The following is a 15,921-nucleotide window of genomic DNA, read 5'->3' as shown; positions in this document are numbered from 1 at the left end:
CAGTCTCACCGCTCTGGAAACGAGTGGTTCCCGGATCTCCGCTTCGCTTCGTCCGGGACGAATCCCTGCCTTGAACTGGAGCGGTGGCAAGACCCAGGCTGGTCAGATCGCCCCCAACCAAAAACAAAGGGCGGAGAGGTTGCCCGCTCCGCCCTGGGTGATCCGGTTTAGGGATCTTACTTGATCATCGGCAGCAGTTCGCTGACGGACTTCTTCGCGTCGCCGTAGAACATGCGCGTGTTCTCCTTGTAGAACAGCGGGTTCTCGATGCCGGAATAGCCCGTGCCCTGACCGCGCTTGGAGACGAAGACCTGCTTGGCCTTCCACACTTCCAGAACGGGCATACCGGCGATTGGCGAGTTCGGGTCTTCCTGAGCTGCCGGGTTGACGATGTCATTGGAGCCAATGACGATCACCACGTCGGTGTTCGGGAAGTCATCGTTGATCTCGTCCATTTCCAGCACGATGTCGTAGGGCACCTTGGCTTCGGCGAGGAGCACGTTCATGTGGCCCGGCAGACGGCCTGCCACCGGGTGAATGGCGAAGCGCACTTCCTTGCCGGCGGCCCGCAGCTTGCGGGTCAGTTCCGACACGGCCTGCTGCGCCTGCGCCACGGCCATGCCGTAGCCCGGAACGATGATGACGCTGTCCGCATCGTTGAGGGCCGAAGCCACGCCTTCCGCATCGATGGCGATCTGCTCGCCCGCGATTTCCATGGCCGGACCCGTGGTGCCGCCGAAGCCGCCCAGGATGACCGACACGAAGGAGCGGTTCATGGCCTTGCACATGATGTAGGACAGGATCGCGCCCGAGGAGCCCACCAGCGCGCCGACGACGATCAGCAGATCGTTCGACAGCGAGAAGCCGATGGCAGCCGCTGCCCAGCCCGAGTAGCTGTTCAGCATCGACACGACCACCGGCATGTCGGCGCCGCCGATGCCCATGATCAAGTGGTAGCCGATGAAGAAGGCCAGCAGCGTCATCAGGATCAGCGTCCACACGCCCGCGCCATTCACATACATGAACAGGAAGATGAGCGAGAGGATCGCCGCGCTGGCGTTCAGCACATGGCCGCCCGGCAGCTTTTTCGCCTTGCCATCCACCTTGCCGGCCAGCTTGCCGAAGGCGATGACGGAGCCGGTGAAGGTGACTGCACCGATGAAGACGCCGAGGAACACCTCGACCTTGAGGATGACCTGCTCGACGCCATTCTTGTGGGCCAGCACGGCGGCAAAGCCTTCGAGCGAGGCACGGGCGGCCTCGTCCATGGCCAGAACGCGCACCAGTTCGATGTGGGCGTTGTAACCGATGAAGACCGCCGCAAGGCCGACCAGCGAGTGCATGGCCGCCACAAGCTGCGGCATCTCGGTCATCTGGACGCGCTGAGCCACGATCCAGCCGATGACGCCGCCAGCGGCGATCAGCAGCACGGACAGGACCCAGAGACCGGAGCCCGGCCCGATGAGCGTTGCAGCAACAGCAAGGCCCATGCCGGCGATGCCGTACCAGACGGCGCGCTTGGCGCTTTCCTGCCCCGAGAGGCCACCCAGCGAGAGAATGAAAAGTACTGCCGCAACAACGTAAGCGGCTGTGGTGAAACCATATTCCATCGTGTTTCTCCCGCCCTCTTACGACTTCTGGAACATGGCAAGCATGCGCCGGGTCACCATGAACCCGCCGAAGATGTTGATGCCGGCCATGAACACTGACAGCGCGCCCAGCAGGATCACCAGGAAGCTGCCAGAGCCGATCTGCATCAGAGCACCCAGAATGATGATCGAGGAGATGGCATTGGTGATGGCCATCAGCGGCGTGTGCAGCGAGTGCGAGACATTCCAGATGACCTGGAAGCCGACGAAGCAGGACAGCACGAAGACGATGAAGTGGCTCATGAAGCTTGCCGGAGCGAAAAGGCCGGCCAGCAGGATGAGGGCACCGCTGCCAGCGAGCAGCGCCACCTGATTGCGCGTCTGCGCCTTGAAGGCAGCCACTTCCTGCGCCCGCTTTTCTTCCGGCGTCAGTTCCTTGGCCTTTTCCTTCGGCTTCTGTGCGGCGATGGCCTGCACTTTCGGCGGCGGAGGCGGGAAGGTGATATCGCCCTTGAAAGCGACGGTCGCACCGCGGATCACGTCATCTTCCATGTTGTGCACAACCTGACCGTCCTTGGCGGGGGTCAGGTCGGTCATCATGTGACGGATGTTGGTGGCATAAAGCGTCGAGGACTGGGCGGCCATGCGGCTCGGGAAATCCGTGTAGCCGATGACGATGACGCCATTGTCCGAGACGACGCGCTGGTCGGCGACGGTCAGATCGCAGTTGCCGCCACGCTCGGCTGCAAGGTCGATGATGACCGAACCCGGCTTCATGGCCGCAACCATGTCGGCGAGCCACAGCTTGGGCGCATCGCGGCCCGGGATGAGCGCCGTCGTGATGACGATGTCCATGTCCGGCGCCAGCTCGCGGAATTTCTCCAGCTGCTTTTCGCGGAACTCCGGCGAGGAGGGAGCTGCATAGCCACCGGTGGCCGCGCCGTCCTGCACCTGATCGGCGAAGTCGAGATAGACGAACTCGGCGCCCATGGATTCGATCTGTTCAGCCACTTCCGGGCGAACGTCGAAGGCATAGGTGACTGCACCCAGCGAGGTGGCGGTGCCGATGGCGGCAAGACCGGCAACACCTGCGCCGATGATCAGCACCTTGGCGGGCGGGATCTTGCCTGCAGCCGTCACCTGGCCGGTGAAGAAGCGGCCGAAGTTGTTGCCAGCCTCGATCACGGCGCGGTAGCCGGCGATGTTGGCCATGGAGGACAGGGCGTCCATCTTCTGGGCGCGCGAGATGCGCGGCACCATGTCCATGGCGATCACATTGGCGCCGGTGGCCTTCGCCTTTTCCAGCAGCTCCTTGTTCTGCGCCGGATAGAAGAAGGAAATCAGCGTTTTGCCTTCGCCAAGCAGCGCAACTTCGCTGTCCAGCGGCGGGCGCACCTTGGCGATGATGTCCGCAGCGGCGAAAAGGTCTGCAGCCGAAGCTGCAACTTCCACACCGGCTTTGCGGTAGGCCTCATCAGAAAAACCGGCGGCTTTGCCTGCCCCGCTTTCGATGACACAGCTGTAGCCGAGCTTCTGCAGTTGCGCGGCACTGTCGGGGGTCATCGCGACGCGCGCTTCCCCGTCAATGACCTCGCGCGGTGATCCAATCTTCATCCCGTACCTCGATATAGAAAATGGCTTTTCCGTCCCCCAGCCCCAAGGCCATTTCACCCTTCTGCTGCAGACGGATTGCATGAACCACAAGGAGCTTGATGAGACACACTAGCGCACTGCGCAAGAAAATACGCGCCCTCTTTATCAAGATTTTTCTCAACAATCGCTTCTACGCAACAATCTTGCGCAACCTTGCCCGAATAGCCTGGCAAGGTTGGAAAGTTTGGCGTTTCTCGCAGCAAATCGAGACCGCCGGAACCGCACTTCAGCCGCCATTCGGTAATAAAATTACTTCGGAAGCTAAATTAAATTGCAGGAATCTCAACAATAGGCCTGGACGGCCTCTCCGTTGCGGGGCCTCGGGCGGCCAAACTGCCGAATCTCATATGCTAGTATGCTGGTTTTCTGCCGCAGTGCGATGACAGAACTAGCGGCAGTAGAGGCAGTGGAGCCTGCCAGGCCGGTATCGCGTCAAACCCGTGAGGTATTGGACAGGGCCCGACCAGAGGCTGATGCTCTGGCCGATGCACAACGATAACAGGCCCATCATGACCGTGACTGCCCTTTCCCATCCCGCCAGGATCGAGATGATCGAGACCATCATCGTCGACGTGCCGACGATCCGCGGGCATGTGCTGTCGATGACGACCATGCAGTCGCAGTCAGTGGTGCTGGTGCGCATCCGCTTTTCCGATGGTTCGGAAGGCCTTGGCGAAGGGGCTTCCATCGGCGGGCTTTCCTACGGGCCGGAGAGCGTGGAGAGCATCAAGCTGGCTATCGACAGCTATATTACGCCAGCCCTCAAGGGAGAAGACGGCAACCGCATCACGACTCTGCGGGCGCTCATGGACAAGACCGTGCGCGGCAATCCGATTGCCCGTGCGGGCGTCGAGACGGCGCTGTGGGATGGCCTTGCCCGTAGGCTTGGCGTGCCTGTTTCAGCGTTGTTTGGCGGCGCCATCCACGAGCGGCTGCCTGTCGCCTGGACGCTGGCTTCCGGCAACAGCGCCACAGACATTGCCGAGGCGGAGCGGATGCTGGACGAGCGGCGGCACCGGGATTTCAAGCTTAAAATCGGCAAGCGCGCGGTCCGCGACGACATTGCCCATGTAGCCGCCATTGCCAAGGCAGTTGGCGGGCGCGGTACGGTGCGGGTCGATGTCAATCAGGCCTGGAGCCTGCAGGATGCCCGCTGGGGCCTGAAGGGATTGCAGGACGCAGGCTGCATTCTTGTGGAGCAGCCGGTGGGCCGGGATGAACTTTCCGCCCTGCGCAAGCTGACGGATGGCTACGAGATCGCCGTCATGGCCGATGAGGCGCTGCAAGGGCCGGGGGATGCCATGCGGGTCGCCATGGCTGGTCCGGCGGCGGATGTCTATGCGGTGAAGGTCTGTCAGTCCGGCGGGCTGGCACCGGCGCGGGACGTCATCTCCATCGCCAGCGCGGCCGGGATCGAGCTCTACGGCGGCACCATGCTGGAAAGCGGGCTGGGCACCGCTGCCGCCTTGCAGCTTTTCGCCACTGTTCCCGTGCTGCAATGGGGCACCGAGTTCTTCGGCCCGCTGCTTCTGACCGAGGATATTCTCGCAGAACCCCTTCACTATCAGGATTTCACCGTTGCCATTCCGCAAGGTCCTGGCATCGGCGTTGCGCTGGACGCGGACAAGGTTGCCTTCTACCGCCGTGACCGCACACGGCATCAGACGGCCATCGCTGGTCAGTGACGCTCATACCAAGGCTTTCGATGCTGACGCATCACGCCTTGAAATTGCTCAAGCGCCGCACGGGCTTAACCCATGCTCGACAAGCCAAGCTCATCGAGCATTGGTATCAGATCAGCTTGCGCGCCACTTTCTGGGCGGTAACGACGAAGTTGTGCACGTGGATGCCCTGCTCATCCAGGCGGTGATTGACCGAAATGGCAGTGCGCGCCGCAAAGCCCTCCAGTGCGTGAAAGCGGATGCCGTTGCGCTGCACCGCGCCGACGGATTTCGGCACGATGGTCACCCCTCCCCCACGGAGACAAGCGCCAGCGCAGTTTGCAGATCCATGGTGAAGACGCGGCGCGTTACCTCTGTTCCTGCATCGCTGCAGGCTTTCAAAACAAAGTCAGCAAAGGAAGGGCGCGGGGTTTCCGGATAGAGAATGAAGGTCTCATCCTGCAATTGTGGAAGGCGGATGGGCCGCGTGGGCAGATCCAGCGCTTCGGGCACGGCCACCACAAGTTCCTCATCCACAAGCTTGCGGCTGATAACCTCGGCATCCTCGATGGCCGGGCGGGCGATGGCAATGTCGATCTCCCGGCGCACCAAGGCCCGGTGCAGGTCGCCGTTGTTCATCGGATAGAGGCTGAGGCTGACCTGCGGACAGGCTGCGCGGAAACTCTTGAGAACCGCAGGCAACAGGCCGTAGGTAGCTGAGCCGACAAAGCCGATGCGCAGCCGCCCTTCCGCCCCTGGCCAATGCGGCGGATCTCCAGCTTGATGTCGGCAAACTCGGAGAGCAGCGCCGTACCACGCGCATAAAGCCGCTCTCCGGCCTGCGTCAGCGTGATGGCATTGCGCCCCCGGTTGAACAGCAGCGCGCCAAGGTCTTCCTCGATCTGCTTGATCTGGCGCGACAGTGGCGGCTGTGCCATGCCAAGCCGCTCCGCCGCCCGGCCAAAATGCAGCTCCTCCGCCAGCGCGATGAAATACTCCAATTGCTTGATATTCATGTCCGGCAGTCTCCCCTCTGCACGCGGGAGAGCATGATGCAGAAAACGTGAATTGTGAAGTAATTCATATGTTGCGATGCACAGAATGGCTATCCAGGCGGCAGCACAAACATAAAGGGCCGCCCCGCAGATGCCGGGGCGGCCCTTGTTTTCGCTCAGCTTCTGCCCGTTATTCGGCAGCAATCTGCTGTTCAGCGGCAGCGTCCTTCAGCACGAAGTCGAAGCGCAGGTATAGGTCGGTGCCGTGTTCGGCGCGGCCCGGCTCGAAGGTGCCGATCAGGCTGTCCTTGACGGCAAAGACGGAGTCTTCGTCCAGCCAGCGGGACTCGGAATCGTAGATCTGCGTGACGAGCGTACGGTAGCCATCCTTGGCCAGCAGCATGTGCAAGTGGCCCGGCCGGTTCGGGTGGTGCCCCATCATGCGCAGCAATTCTCCGGCCGTCTCGTTGTCCGGGATCGGATAGGGAACCGGGCGCAGGGCGCGCATGGCATAGTGGCCGTTCTCGTCGGTCTCGAAGCGGCCACGCAGGTTGAAGTCCGGCTGGGCCGGATCATGGTTCTCATAAAGACCGTTGGGCGCATCTTCCCAAATATCAATGGTGACACCAGCCACCGGCGTGCCTTCCGCGTCACGCACATAACCCTCCACATAGACGGTCTCCTCGCCGTCAAAGTGGGTCTGCGCGGTGGTCGCGCCCTTGGGCAGAACCGGCGGATGCTCCCGGTAGAAGGGCCCAAGCACGGTGGACTCGCTTTCTGCGCCATCTACCGTGTTGGTCAGCATGTCGCACAGCACCTCGACACCGAGAATATCGCCCAGCAGAATGAACTCCTGACGCTTGTCGTCGCAGACCTGACCGGCGCGGGCCAAATACTGGCAAGCGGCGATGAACTCGTGGTGCTGCAGCTTCACGTCCCGGCAAAAATCATGCAGATGACGGATGAGGGAGGTCATGATCTCCCTGTTGCGCTCTGTAATCGGGCCATGCTTGCCCAGGGACTCGATCACCACTCCGGTGACATTCTCAATCGTGACACTGCTCATGCGAACCTCCCTCGCGGCGGCGGGTGCAGGAACTGCGCCGCGCCTCCCGTGGCAGAACTATCCGCCCCGGTCCGGGCTGCGCCAATGACGGCGCGGGTATGGGCCGATACTCAGGACTGAGGTGGCGCCAGGCAAGCCCGAAACCTGTGCAGGCCTTGCCCGGTATCAGCACATACCGGCAGCATCATTGCAGCAGTGCCCCGCAGCGGCGAGCCTTTGCCCTGAGCTATGCGGGAGGACGGAACGCAGACATGAGCATGATCACGGTATTTGAAGGGCTGACGCAGGCGATTGCCGCAAGGCCGGATCTTTTGCGGCTGGGGCAGCTGTTTTGCGAGACGGTTCTCATCGAGATTGACGGCGAAGAGATCTATCTGACGTTCCGCGATGGACAGTTGGTGAAAGTGGTGCCCGGCCCCAGCCGCAAGACGCCCTGGCGCTTTGCCTTCCGCACGGACCGGGAGGCGCTGAACGAGTTCTGGCAGATGCATCCCAAGCCCGGCTTTCACGACATCTTCGCGCTGGTGAAGACAGGCCGCGGCCGCATCGACGGCGACATGCTGAGCCTCGTCAAGAACCTGCGTTTCATCAAGGAAGTCCTCGCCCTGCCGCGCAAGGGAGTGCAGCATGAGCTTTGAACCCATCACGGGCCGCTACCTCAACCTCACCATCGAAGGCCGGGCCCAGCGCATCTATGTGGAAACGGCTGGCGAGGGACGCCCCGTTCTGTGCCTGCATACGGCTGGCGCCGACACCCGCCAGTGGCGGCACGTTCTCAATGATGCCGGGCTGACGGCGGAGAACTGCTTCCACGCTTTCGATATGCCCTGGCACGGCAAGTCCCTGCCACCGGAAGGCTTCGAGCGGGAAGAGTACCTGCTGACGACGGAAGCCTATATCGAGACGGTTCTGGCCGTCTGTGCTGCGCTGAAGCTAAAGCGGCCCGTTCTGGCGGGCTGCTCCATGGGCGGGCGCATTGCCCTGCAGATCGCGGCAAGGCATCCGGGGTTTTTTGCAGGCTTCATTGCCATCGAGGCGTCGGACTTCCAGCCCGCGTGGTATGATATTGACTGGTTCGACAGGCCCGACGCCCACGGCGGCGAGATGGGGGCGGCCCTCGTCTCCACCAACATTTCCCCTTACGCGCCTGCGAAGGAGCGCAACTGGACGCTCTGGATGTTCCGGCAGTCGGGACCGGGCGTGTTCCGGGGGATCTGTCCTTCTACACCCGCGATGACAGCCTGATCCCGCTTCTGGGCAAGATCGACACCGCCAAAGCCCCCGTGCATGTGATGGCCGGCGCATATGACATGACCTGTACGCCGGAAGACGCAAAGCGTACCGCCGATGCCATTCCCGGCGCAACGCTCACCATCATGCCGGAGTTGGGCCACTTTCCCATGTCTGAGCATCCGGAAGGCTTCCGGCCCTATTTCGCCGATGCGCTGGCGCGGATGCCCAAATAAACGTCAGCGGATGACGCGGCGCAGCCCCTCCTGAACCTTCAGCAGGGGCTGCAAGTAAAGGCCTGGAAGTTCCTCTGCGCTGGCCTGCACGGCCGCGAGCCCCACGTTGAGGGCCGCCACCACTTGACCGCGTGAAGAATAGACCGGCACGGCGATGGAGCGCAGGCCCAGTTCCACCTCCTGATCGATGATGGCATAGCCCAGCGCCCGCGCCTCGGCGACACGGGCCATGATCTCCTGCGGCGTCGTCAGGCTGCGCGGGGTGCGCGGGGTCAGGTCACAGCGCTCGATCAGGGCAGCAGCCTCCGCCTCGGGCATCGCCGCCAGCAGCACACGGCCCATGGAGGTGCAATGCACCGGCAGGCGCGAACCTGGCATCAAGCCGATGGACATCACCCGGCGCTGCGCAGCGCGGGCCAGATAAACAATTTCCAACTCATCACGGATCGCAACCGAGGCCGACTGGCCGATCTGTTCGGAAAGCTGATCCAGCCAGGGCTGCACGACCTGAGCCAGAGGCAGGGCAGCCAGCGCACCCATGCCAAGGCGCAGCACCTTCGGCGTCAGCGTGAAGAACTTGCCGTCATAATCGGCATAGCCCGTCTCATGCAGGGTGAGCAGACAGCGGCGGGCGGTGGCCCGGTCCAGCCCCGTTGCCTCGGCCACATCTGTGATGGACAAGCGCGAACGGTCCGCCCGGAAGGCTTCCAGCACGCTGAGCCCCTTGGCGAGGGAGGCGATGAAATCCGTCTTGTTCAACATGCGCACAAGAAGTTACGCAAATTGAACAAAAGTCAACATCCGCACAAAGCCGTTTCCTGCCGTCACAAGGCAGCGTAGCTTCCTGCCCGGAAGTCTCCCAGGGAGGATATTCATGGACAAGAGAATTGCCACGCTTGCGGAGGCCGTCGCCGGCATTCCCGATGGCGCCTCGGTGATGATCGGCGGCTTCGGCGGCTCTGGCGCGCCGATTGAGCTCATTCACGCCCTCATCGACCGCTACCTTGCAACGGGCAGCCCGAAGAACCTGACGGTCATCAACAACAACGCCGGAAACGGCCATGTTGGCATTGCCGCGCTCATCGAGCAGGGCATGGTCGCCAAGATGGTCTGCTCCTTCCCCGCTCTGCCGATCCGCGCGTCTTCACCGAGCTGTATCTGTCCGGCAAGATCGAGCTGGAGCTGGTGCCGCAGGGCACGCTGGCCGAGCGCATCCGCGCCGGCGGCGCAGGCATTCCCGCCTTCTACACCCCCACCGCCTATGGCACGGATCTGGCCAAGGGCAAGCCGGTGGCCGAGTTTGATGGCCGCCACTATGTGCAGGAGCGTTGGCTGAAGGCTGACTTTGCGCTGATCAAGGCAGAGGCTGGCGATCCTTACGGCAACCTCACGTACCGGATGGCCGCACGCAACTTCGGCCCGATCATGGCCATGGCCGCGGCCTGCACCATTGCGCAGGTGAGCCACGCCGTCGAGGCTGGCAGCATCGATCCGGAGGCGGTCATCACCCCCGGCATTTTCGTCGACATGATCGTGGAGGTGCCCTCCCCGCAGCAGGAGGAAGCCCTCAACCGCGCAGGAGCCCATCACCCATGACCAGCAAGCTCTCCAACGCCCAGATTGCCTGGCGCGCCGCGCAGGACATCACCGATGGCGCCTATGTGAACCTTGGCATCGGCTTTCCCGAGATGGTGGCCAAGTTCCAGCCGCCGGGCCGCGAGGCCATCTTCCACACAGAGAACGGCCTCCTCGGCTTCGGCGAAGCGCCCGCGGAAGGAGAAGAGGACTGGGACCTGATCAACGCGGGCAAGAAAGCGGTGACGCTGAAGCCAGGCGCTGCCTTCTTCCACCATGCCGACAGCTTCGCCATGGTGCGCGGCGGCCATCTGGATGTAGCCATCCTTGGCGCCTATGAAGTGGCGGAGAACGGCGACCTTGCCAACTGGTCCACGGGCCCGAAGGGCGTGCCAGCCGTTGGCGGGGCGATGGATCTGGTGCACGGAGCCAAGCGCGTTGCCGTCATCACCGATCATGTCACCAAGGACGGCAAGCCGAAGCTGGTGGAGCGTTGCTCCCTGCCGCTCACCGGCGTCGGCTGCGTCACCCGTGTCTATACGTCGCTTGCCGTCATAGACATCGAAAAGGGGCATTTCATCCTGCGTGAAAAACTGCCAGCCTTGACGCTCGAAGCGCTGCAGGCCCAGACCGGTGCAAAGCTGCATCTGGATGGCCCCGTGGCAGACCTGATCGTTCCGGAGCTTTGATGATGACCGACGCATATATCTGTGACTACATCCGCACGCCCATCGGCCGCTATGCCGGTGCTTTGGCAAGCGTGCGTGCCGACGATCTGGGCGCCATTCCTCTGAAAGCGCTGATGGACCGCAACCGCAGTGTCGACTGGGGTGCGGTAGATGAGGTGATCTTCGGCTGTGCAAACCAGGCAGGCGAGGACAACCGCAACGTGGCACGCATGAGCCTGCTGCTGGCAGGCCTGCCAGTCGAAGTGCCGGGCACCACCATGAACCGGCTTTGCGGCTCGGGCATGGATGCGGTGATCGCCGCTGCCCGCGCCATCAAGGCCGGGGAAGCAGAACTGATCATCGCAGGCGGCGTAGAAAGCATGTCGCGTGCGCCTTTTGTCATGCCCAAGGCCGATGCCGCCTTTGCCCGTGAGAATGCCGTCTATGACACCACCATCGGCTGGCGCTTCGTCAACCCGCTGATGAAGGCGCAGTATGGCATCGATTCCATGCCGGAGACGGCAGAGAACGTGGCCGAAGACTATGGCATCTCCCGTGCCGATCAGGACGCCTTCGCTCTGCGCAGCCAGCAGAAGGCCGCAGCCGCACAGGCCAATGGCCGCCTTGCCGAGGAAATCACCCCGGTGATGATCCCGCAGCGCAAGGGCGAGCCGAAGGTGGTGGACAAGGACGAGCATCCCCGCGAGACGACGATCGAGGCGCTGTCCGCACTCAGGGCGCCGTTCCGCGCCGGCGGCTCGGTGACGGCGGGCAACGCGTCGGGCGTGAATGATGGTGCAGCCGCGCTCATCATCGCCTCGGCGGAAGCTGCCAAGCGCTATGGCCTGACCCCGATCGCCCGCATTCTGGGCGGTGCTACTGCCGGCGTGCCGCCGCGCATCATGGGCATCGGACCGGCCCCGGCTTCCAAGAAGCTGCTGGCCCGCCTCGGCCTTACCCAGGACAAGCTGTCGGTGATCGAACTGAACGAGGCCTTCGCCTCGCAGGGCCTTGCCACGCTGCGCGACCTCGGCATCGCCGATGATGATGCCCGCGTTAATCCGAACGGCGGCGCCATCGCGCTCGGCCATCCGCTGGGCATGTCCGGCGCCCGCATTGCCGGCACAGCGGCGCTGCAGCTCGCCAAGACCGGCGGCTCGCTGGCGCTCGCCACCATGTGCATCGGCGTCGGCCAGGGCATCGCCGTGGCAATCGAACGCGTCTGATCTGATAACGCTGGCCGCAGGCAGATTTGTCCTGCGGCCGGTTTTTAAGGTTGCTTGTAGCGCTTCAAGCACCCGCCATCGCGCCGTCTGCCCGGTGAAAGGACCGCCGCATGGAACTTGCCCTCTTCATCGCGCTGTTCGTCACGTGCTTTGCGATGTTCTTCGGCGTCTTCTACCTCGTGGTCAAAAGCCGTCTAGACAGGGCCAAGGCAGCAAGGATCACGCAGGACAACGGCAGCTACATCATTCCGCTGGTGGCAGGGTTCTCGGGGCGCAAATACGTGCCATGGCTGGCGCGCTCGACCAATTCGATCAATCCCAGGCTGGTGTTTCACCCTGACCACGTGGAATGCAAGGTCATCCGCACCCGTACTGAGCCCTACGGCAACATCTCGCGGGTGGACTACCGGCACACGATCGGCACGCAGAACATCTGCATCGAGTTTGCAAACTCCTCCACCACCTTTACCGGCAACACCGCCAACAAGGCGCTGACGCGGGAAGCCATTGCCCTTTTGAAGGCGCGCGGCTGCCCGCTTTCCCCGCGCGCCGAAGCGCTGCTGACAGAACCTCTAGATCGTGCGGGTTGAGAAAACTGAAGTTTTCTCACTTGGACGCCTCCGCCAAAGCTGCAATATGACCACCTGCCCTGCCGGCATACGGAGACAGCTATGGACCCGGTTTCAGCCATCATTGCCTTTTCGATTGCAGCTGCACTCATGACGCTGACGCCGGGGCTGGACACGGCTCTGGTCCTGCGCACCGCAACGGTGGAAGGCCCGAAACAAGCCTTTGCCGCCGGGCTTGGCATCTCCGCCGGTGTCGTGACCTGGGGCTTTGCCGCCTCCGTAGGACTGGGCGCGCTGCTGGCGGTCTCGGAAGCGGCATACCGGGTGATGCAGTTTGCCGGTGCAGCCTATCTCATCTGGCTGGGTCTGAAGATGGTGCGCGCCGCCCTGCGTCCAGCCGACCCGGCGCAGCTGGAAAAGGCGGCTGCGGAAGCGGCCGCAAGCCAGAGCGCCAGCGCGGGCTGGTTCTGGCGCGGGCTCATGACCAATCTTCTCAACCCCAAGATCGGCGTCTTCTACGTCAGTTTCCTGCCGCAGTTCATTCCGGCGGACGTGCCCGTCACGGCCTTCAGTACGGGACTTGCCGCCATCCACGGGTTGATGGGCACGCTCTGGTTTGCCGTCATCATTTTGGCGACCCGCCCCATCGCCGGACTGCTGCGCCGCCCGTCCTTCACACGCGGCATCGACGGGCTGACCGGCTCCGTCCTGATCGCCTTCGGCCTCAGACTGGCTCTGGAACGGCACGGCTGAGGCCTTTGATCTGAAATCGGAACAGGCGGGATAGGCCGCTATAGTTGATGCGCATCAACTACAGCACCTGCGGTGATGCCTATGGTGCCGGGCAACGCGACAGACGGAGCCCCCGCATGATCCCTTCAGGCCCAGACACCAGCCCTGACAGCCCCCTGGCGCTGGCCACCCCCGTCCATTCCCGGAATGCCACCGTTTCTAGCCCTTGGACTGCGCCTTGCACCAACTGCGCCTGCGGCCTTTGTGCTGACCGGTGCAGCGCGGCAGATCGTGGCGCGCCATCCCGGCCTGATGACGCGGCTTGGCACCTACCGCCACTGCCGCTTTGCACTGACGGCAAGCGATGTGCCGCTGACTTTCCTGATGGACCTCTCGCAGGAGCCGCTGACCATCACCCTGCACACCACTCCGCCTGCCGCCGATGCCCGCATCACCGGAAAGCTGGCGGCGCTCGTCGGGCTGGTGCATGGGGTGTGGGATGGAGATGCGCTGTTCTTCTCCCGCGATCTCACCATCGAGGGCGACACCTCGGCTGCCCTTGCCCTGCGCAATGCCATTGATGACGCGGAGCTGGATCTGGGCGCGGAAATCGCCCGCCTGACCGGCCCGCTCGCAGGTGCTGCCAATCGTGTGATTGCCCTGCTGCAATCCATGACTGGCGTGCCGTTGAGCCGCCCGGCCCCCATGGAGGCTTTCCGATGATGGAACTCGTCTGCCCCGCCGGAACGCCTGCGGCGCTCCGGGCTGCCACCGATGCCGGCGCGCATACCATCTATTGCGGCTTTGCCGATGACACGAACGCCCGCAATTTCCCCGGCCTCAACTTCTCCCGCGAGGAACTCGCCGCAGGCGTGGCCTATGCCCATGCACGCGGAGCGAAGGTTCTGGTGGCAATCAACACCTTCCCCCGCGCCGGAAACGAAGACCTGTGGCACCGCGCCGTTGCCGATGCGGAACAGGCGGGCGCCGATGCCGCGATCCTCGCGGATCTAGGCCTTATTGCCTACGCGGCAGAACGGCATCCCAATCTGCGGCGGCATCTGTCGGTGCAGGCAGCAGCCGCAAACCCCGATGTCATCAATTTCTATGCAGACACATTCGATGTGAAACGGGTCGTTCTGCCGCGTGTGCTGAGTGTGCAGGAAATCGCCGCCATCAACCGCGAGATCAGCGTTGAGACGGAAGTGTTCATCTTCGGCGGGCTCTGCGTGATGGCGGAGGGGCGCTGCTCCCTGTCATCCTACATCACCGGCCGCTCACCCAACATGAACGGCGTCTGCTCGCCCGCAAGCCACGTGGAATATGCCGAGGAGGGCAAGGATCTGGCGGCACGGCTTGGCGGCTACACCATTCACCGCGCCGCCAAGGGCGAAGCGGCCCCTACCCCACCCTGTGCAAGGGCTGCTTCAAGGTGGGTGAACGCACGGGCTACGTCTTCGAGGACCCGGCGAGCCTTGATGCCTCCGAGCTGCTGCCCGCGCTGGCAAAGGCCGGGGTTTCGGCGCTGAAAATCGAGGGCCGTCAGCGGTCGCGGGCCTATGTGTCCCAGGTGGTGCGCAACTTCCGCGCCGCCGTCGAGGCGCTGGAAGCAGGCCGCCCTGTGCCCGCCGGAATGCTGGCGCAGCTGACCGAGGGCCAGAGCTCCACCGCCGGGGCCTATAACAAGATCTGGAGATGACAGGATGGAGCTGACAGTTGGCCCGGTGATGGGCTTCTGGGACGCTGCGGCGTGGAGTGATTTCTATGCAAGGCTGGCTGAAACACCGGGCGTAAAGCGCGTCATCATCGGTGAACTGGTTTGTTCCAAGCGCCTGCCCTTCTATCAGACGCGCCTGCCGGATGCGATCGAACAGCTGCAGGCAGGCGGCAAGGAGGTGGCGGTGACAAGCCTTGCGCTGGTCACCCTGAAGCGCGAGCGCAAACAGACCGCCGAGGTGGCAGACATGGGCCTTGAGGTTGAGGTGAATGACATCACCGCCCTCGCCCATTTACCACAGGGCGCTGCCTTTTCGGCAGGTCCCCTGATCAACGTGTACAACGAAGGAACCATATCCTTCCTGAAGGCGCGCGGCGCCGTCCGATTCTGCCTGCCACCGGAACTGACCATTGCATCGGTGGAACGTCTGGCTGCGGCAGCGGACCCCGTGCCGGTGGAAGTTTGGGGCTGGGGCCGCCTGCCGCTGGCCATCTCCGGCCGCTGCTATCATGCGCGCTACCACGACCGGGCCAAGGATCAGTGCCAGTTCGTCTGCGCCGATGATCCGGACGGACTGGCGGTGGATACTCTGGACGGGCAGGAGTTTCTGGCCATCAACGGCGTACAGACGCTTTCTGCCCAATGTGCCAACATGGCCCACACCCTGCCGCGCCTGAAGGGCGCAGGCGTGCGCGGCCTCAGGCTCTCGCCCCAGACGCAAGGCTTCTTCGAGGTGATCAGCCTGTTCGATGATCTGGTGCAGGGACGCATCAGCGCAGAGGAAATGAGCGCCAAAGCCCTTCCTCATGCGCCCGGCGGCGCTTTCTGCGACGGCTTTCTGGAAGGGGCTGCCGGTGTCTCATGGTCCGGCAATCCGCAGCATGCGCAGGTTTGACATCACCTCTCGATGAGCTCGGCTCATCGAGAGGTTGTCAAGCCCATGCGGCACTTGAGCATCCTCAAGGCGTGATGCATCAGCATCGAAGGCTTTGGCATGAGTCAAA

15 protein-coding genes and 3 pseudogenes are annotated in these 15,921 nt (G+C 63.2%); 11 read left to right on the top strand and 7 right to left on the bottom strand.

Annotated elements, in window-relative coordinates:
• Positions 1-176: 176 nt before the first annotated feature.
• Positions 177-1,610, bottom strand: coding sequence for an NAD(P)(+) transhydrogenase (Re/Si-specific) subunit beta (locus ACQB61_RS02490; protein ID WP_430511353.1), 1,434 nt, complete (start codon positions 1,608-1,610; stop codon positions 177-179).
• Between the two features lie 18 nt (positions 1,611-1,628).
• Complete coding sequence (locus ACQB61_RS02485) at positions 1,629-3,203, bottom strand: Re/Si-specific NAD(P)(+) transhydrogenase subunit alpha (RefSeq protein ID WP_430511352.1); 1,575 nt, start codon at positions 3,201-3,203, stop codon at positions 1,629-1,631.
• Between the two features lie 548 nt (positions 3,204-3,751).
• Here ACQB61_RS02485 and ACQB61_RS02480 point away from each other — a divergent pair.
• On the top strand, positions 3,752-4,927 hold the full coding sequence (locus tag ACQB61_RS02480; RefSeq protein ID WP_430511351.1) for a muconate/chloromuconate family cycloisomerase: 1,176 nt from the start codon (positions 3,752-3,754) through the stop codon (positions 4,925-4,927).
• A gap of 106 nt (positions 4,928-5,033) precedes the next feature.
• Here the strand turns inward: ACQB61_RS02480 and ACQB61_RS02475 are convergent, their stop codons facing one another.
• The 4 genes from ACQB61_RS02475 to ACQB61_RS02460 form a co-directional block, all read right to left on the bottom strand.
• Positions 5,034-5,201 (bottom strand): hypothetical protein, encoded by a 168-nt coding sequence (locus ACQB61_RS02475; protein ID WP_430511350.1) that lies wholly within the window; start codon positions 5,199-5,201, stop codon positions 5,034-5,036.
• Between the two features lie 5 nt (positions 5,202-5,206).
• The gene (locus tag ACQB61_RS02470; protein ID WP_430511349.1) at positions 5,207-5,605 is read right to left on the bottom strand and encodes a LysR family substrate-binding domain-containing protein; all 399 of its coding nucleotides are present in this window, start codon (positions 5,603-5,605) and stop codon (positions 5,207-5,209) included.
• Positions 5,539-5,919: a LysR family transcriptional regulator gene (locus tag ACQB61_RS02465; RefSeq protein ID WP_430511348.1), complete on the bottom strand. Its 381-nt coding sequence runs from the start codon at positions 5,917-5,919 to the stop codon at positions 5,539-5,541. Before ACQB61_RS02465 ends, ACQB61_RS02470 begins: the two co-directional genes overlap by 67 nt.
• A 169-nt stretch (positions 5,920-6,088) precedes the next feature.
• Positions 6,089-6,964 (bottom strand): dioxygenase, encoded by an 876-nt coding sequence (locus tag ACQB61_RS02460; RefSeq protein WP_430511347.1) that lies wholly within the window; start codon positions 6,962-6,964, stop codon positions 6,089-6,091.
• Between the two features lie 251 nt (positions 6,965-7,215).
• Here ACQB61_RS02460 and ACQB61_RS02455 point away from each other — a divergent pair, with 251 nt between their 5' ends.
• Together ACQB61_RS02455 and ACQB61_RS02450 are read left to right on the top strand one after the other, a co-directional pair.
• On the top strand, positions 7,216-7,602 hold the full coding sequence (locus ACQB61_RS02455) for a hypothetical protein (RefSeq protein WP_430511346.1): 387 nt from the start codon (positions 7,216-7,218) through the stop codon (positions 7,600-7,602).
• Positions 7,592-8,430, top strand: a pseudogene (locus tag ACQB61_RS02450) (alpha/beta fold hydrolase). Before ACQB61_RS02455 ends, ACQB61_RS02450 begins: the two are co-directional and overlap by 11 nt.
• Positions 8,431-8,433: 3 nt before the next feature.
• Here the strand turns inward: ACQB61_RS02450 and ACQB61_RS02445 are convergent.
• Complete coding sequence (locus ACQB61_RS02445; protein WP_430511345.1) at positions 8,434-9,192, bottom strand: IclR family transcriptional regulator domain-containing protein; 759 nt, start codon at positions 9,190-9,192, stop codon at positions 8,434-8,436.
• A 112-nt stretch (positions 9,193-9,304) separates the two neighbouring features.
• Here ACQB61_RS02445 and ACQB61_RS02440 point away from each other — a divergent pair.
• The 8 genes and pseudogenes from ACQB61_RS02440 to ubiV all read left to right on the top strand — a co-directional run bounded on the left by ACQB61_RS02440 (position 9,305) and on the right by ubiV (position 15,812).
• Positions 9,305-10,026 (top strand): annotated as a pseudogene (locus tag ACQB61_RS02440) (3-oxoacid CoA-transferase subunit A).
• A complete protein-coding gene (locus ACQB61_RS02435; protein ID WP_430511344.1) occupies positions 10,023-10,694 on the top strand; it encodes a 3-oxoacid CoA-transferase subunit B in 672 nt (223 codons plus the stop codon). The pseudogene ACQB61_RS02440 and the gene ACQB61_RS02435 overlap by 4 nt, the downstream one beginning before the upstream one ends.
• 2 nt (positions 10,695-10,696) lie before the next feature.
• Positions 10,697-11,899, top strand: a complete 1,203-nt coding sequence (gene pcaF, locus ACQB61_RS02430) for a 3-oxoadipyl-CoA thiolase (protein WP_430511343.1) — start codon at positions 10,697-10,699, stop codon at positions 11,897-11,899.
• Positions 11,900-12,009: 110 nt separating this feature from the next.
• Positions 12,010-12,489 (top strand): hypothetical protein, encoded by a 480-nt coding sequence (locus ACQB61_RS02425; protein WP_430511342.1) that lies wholly within the window; start codon positions 12,010-12,012, stop codon positions 12,487-12,489.
• Between the two features lie 81 nt (positions 12,490-12,570).
• Positions 12,571-13,221 carry a LysE family translocator gene (locus ACQB61_RS02420; RefSeq protein WP_430511341.1) on the top strand — a complete coding sequence of 217 codons (651 nt, stop codon included), beginning with the start codon at positions 12,571-12,573 and terminating at the stop codon, positions 13,219-13,221.
• A gap of 186 nt (positions 13,222-13,407) precedes the next feature.
• Positions 13,408-13,923: a ubiquinone anaerobic biosynthesis accessory factor UbiT gene (gene ubiT / locus ACQB61_RS02415; RefSeq protein WP_430511340.1), complete on the top strand. Its 516-nt coding sequence runs from the start codon at positions 13,408-13,410 to the stop codon at positions 13,921-13,923.
• Positions 13,923-14,899: pseudogene (gene ubiU, locus ACQB61_RS02410) on the top strand (ubiquinone anaerobic biosynthesis protein UbiU). Before ubiT ends, ubiU begins: the two are co-directional and overlap by 1 nt.
• A 4-nt stretch (positions 14,900-14,903) precedes the next feature.
• Entirely contained in the window at positions 14,904-15,812 is a 909-nt protein-coding gene (gene ubiV / locus ACQB61_RS02405) for a ubiquinone anaerobic biosynthesis protein UbiV (RefSeq protein ID WP_430511339.1), read from the top strand.
• The last annotated feature ends 109 nt before the right edge of the window (positions 15,813-15,921 follow it).

It is taken from the genome of Pannonibacter phragmitetus (assembly GCF_050510895.1).
GTDB classification, from domain to species: domain Bacteria; phylum Pseudomonadota; class Alphaproteobacteria; order Rhizobiales; family Stappiaceae; genus Pannonibacter; species Pannonibacter phragmitetus_B.
This window is presented reverse-complemented; position numbering and strand designations above follow the sequence as displayed.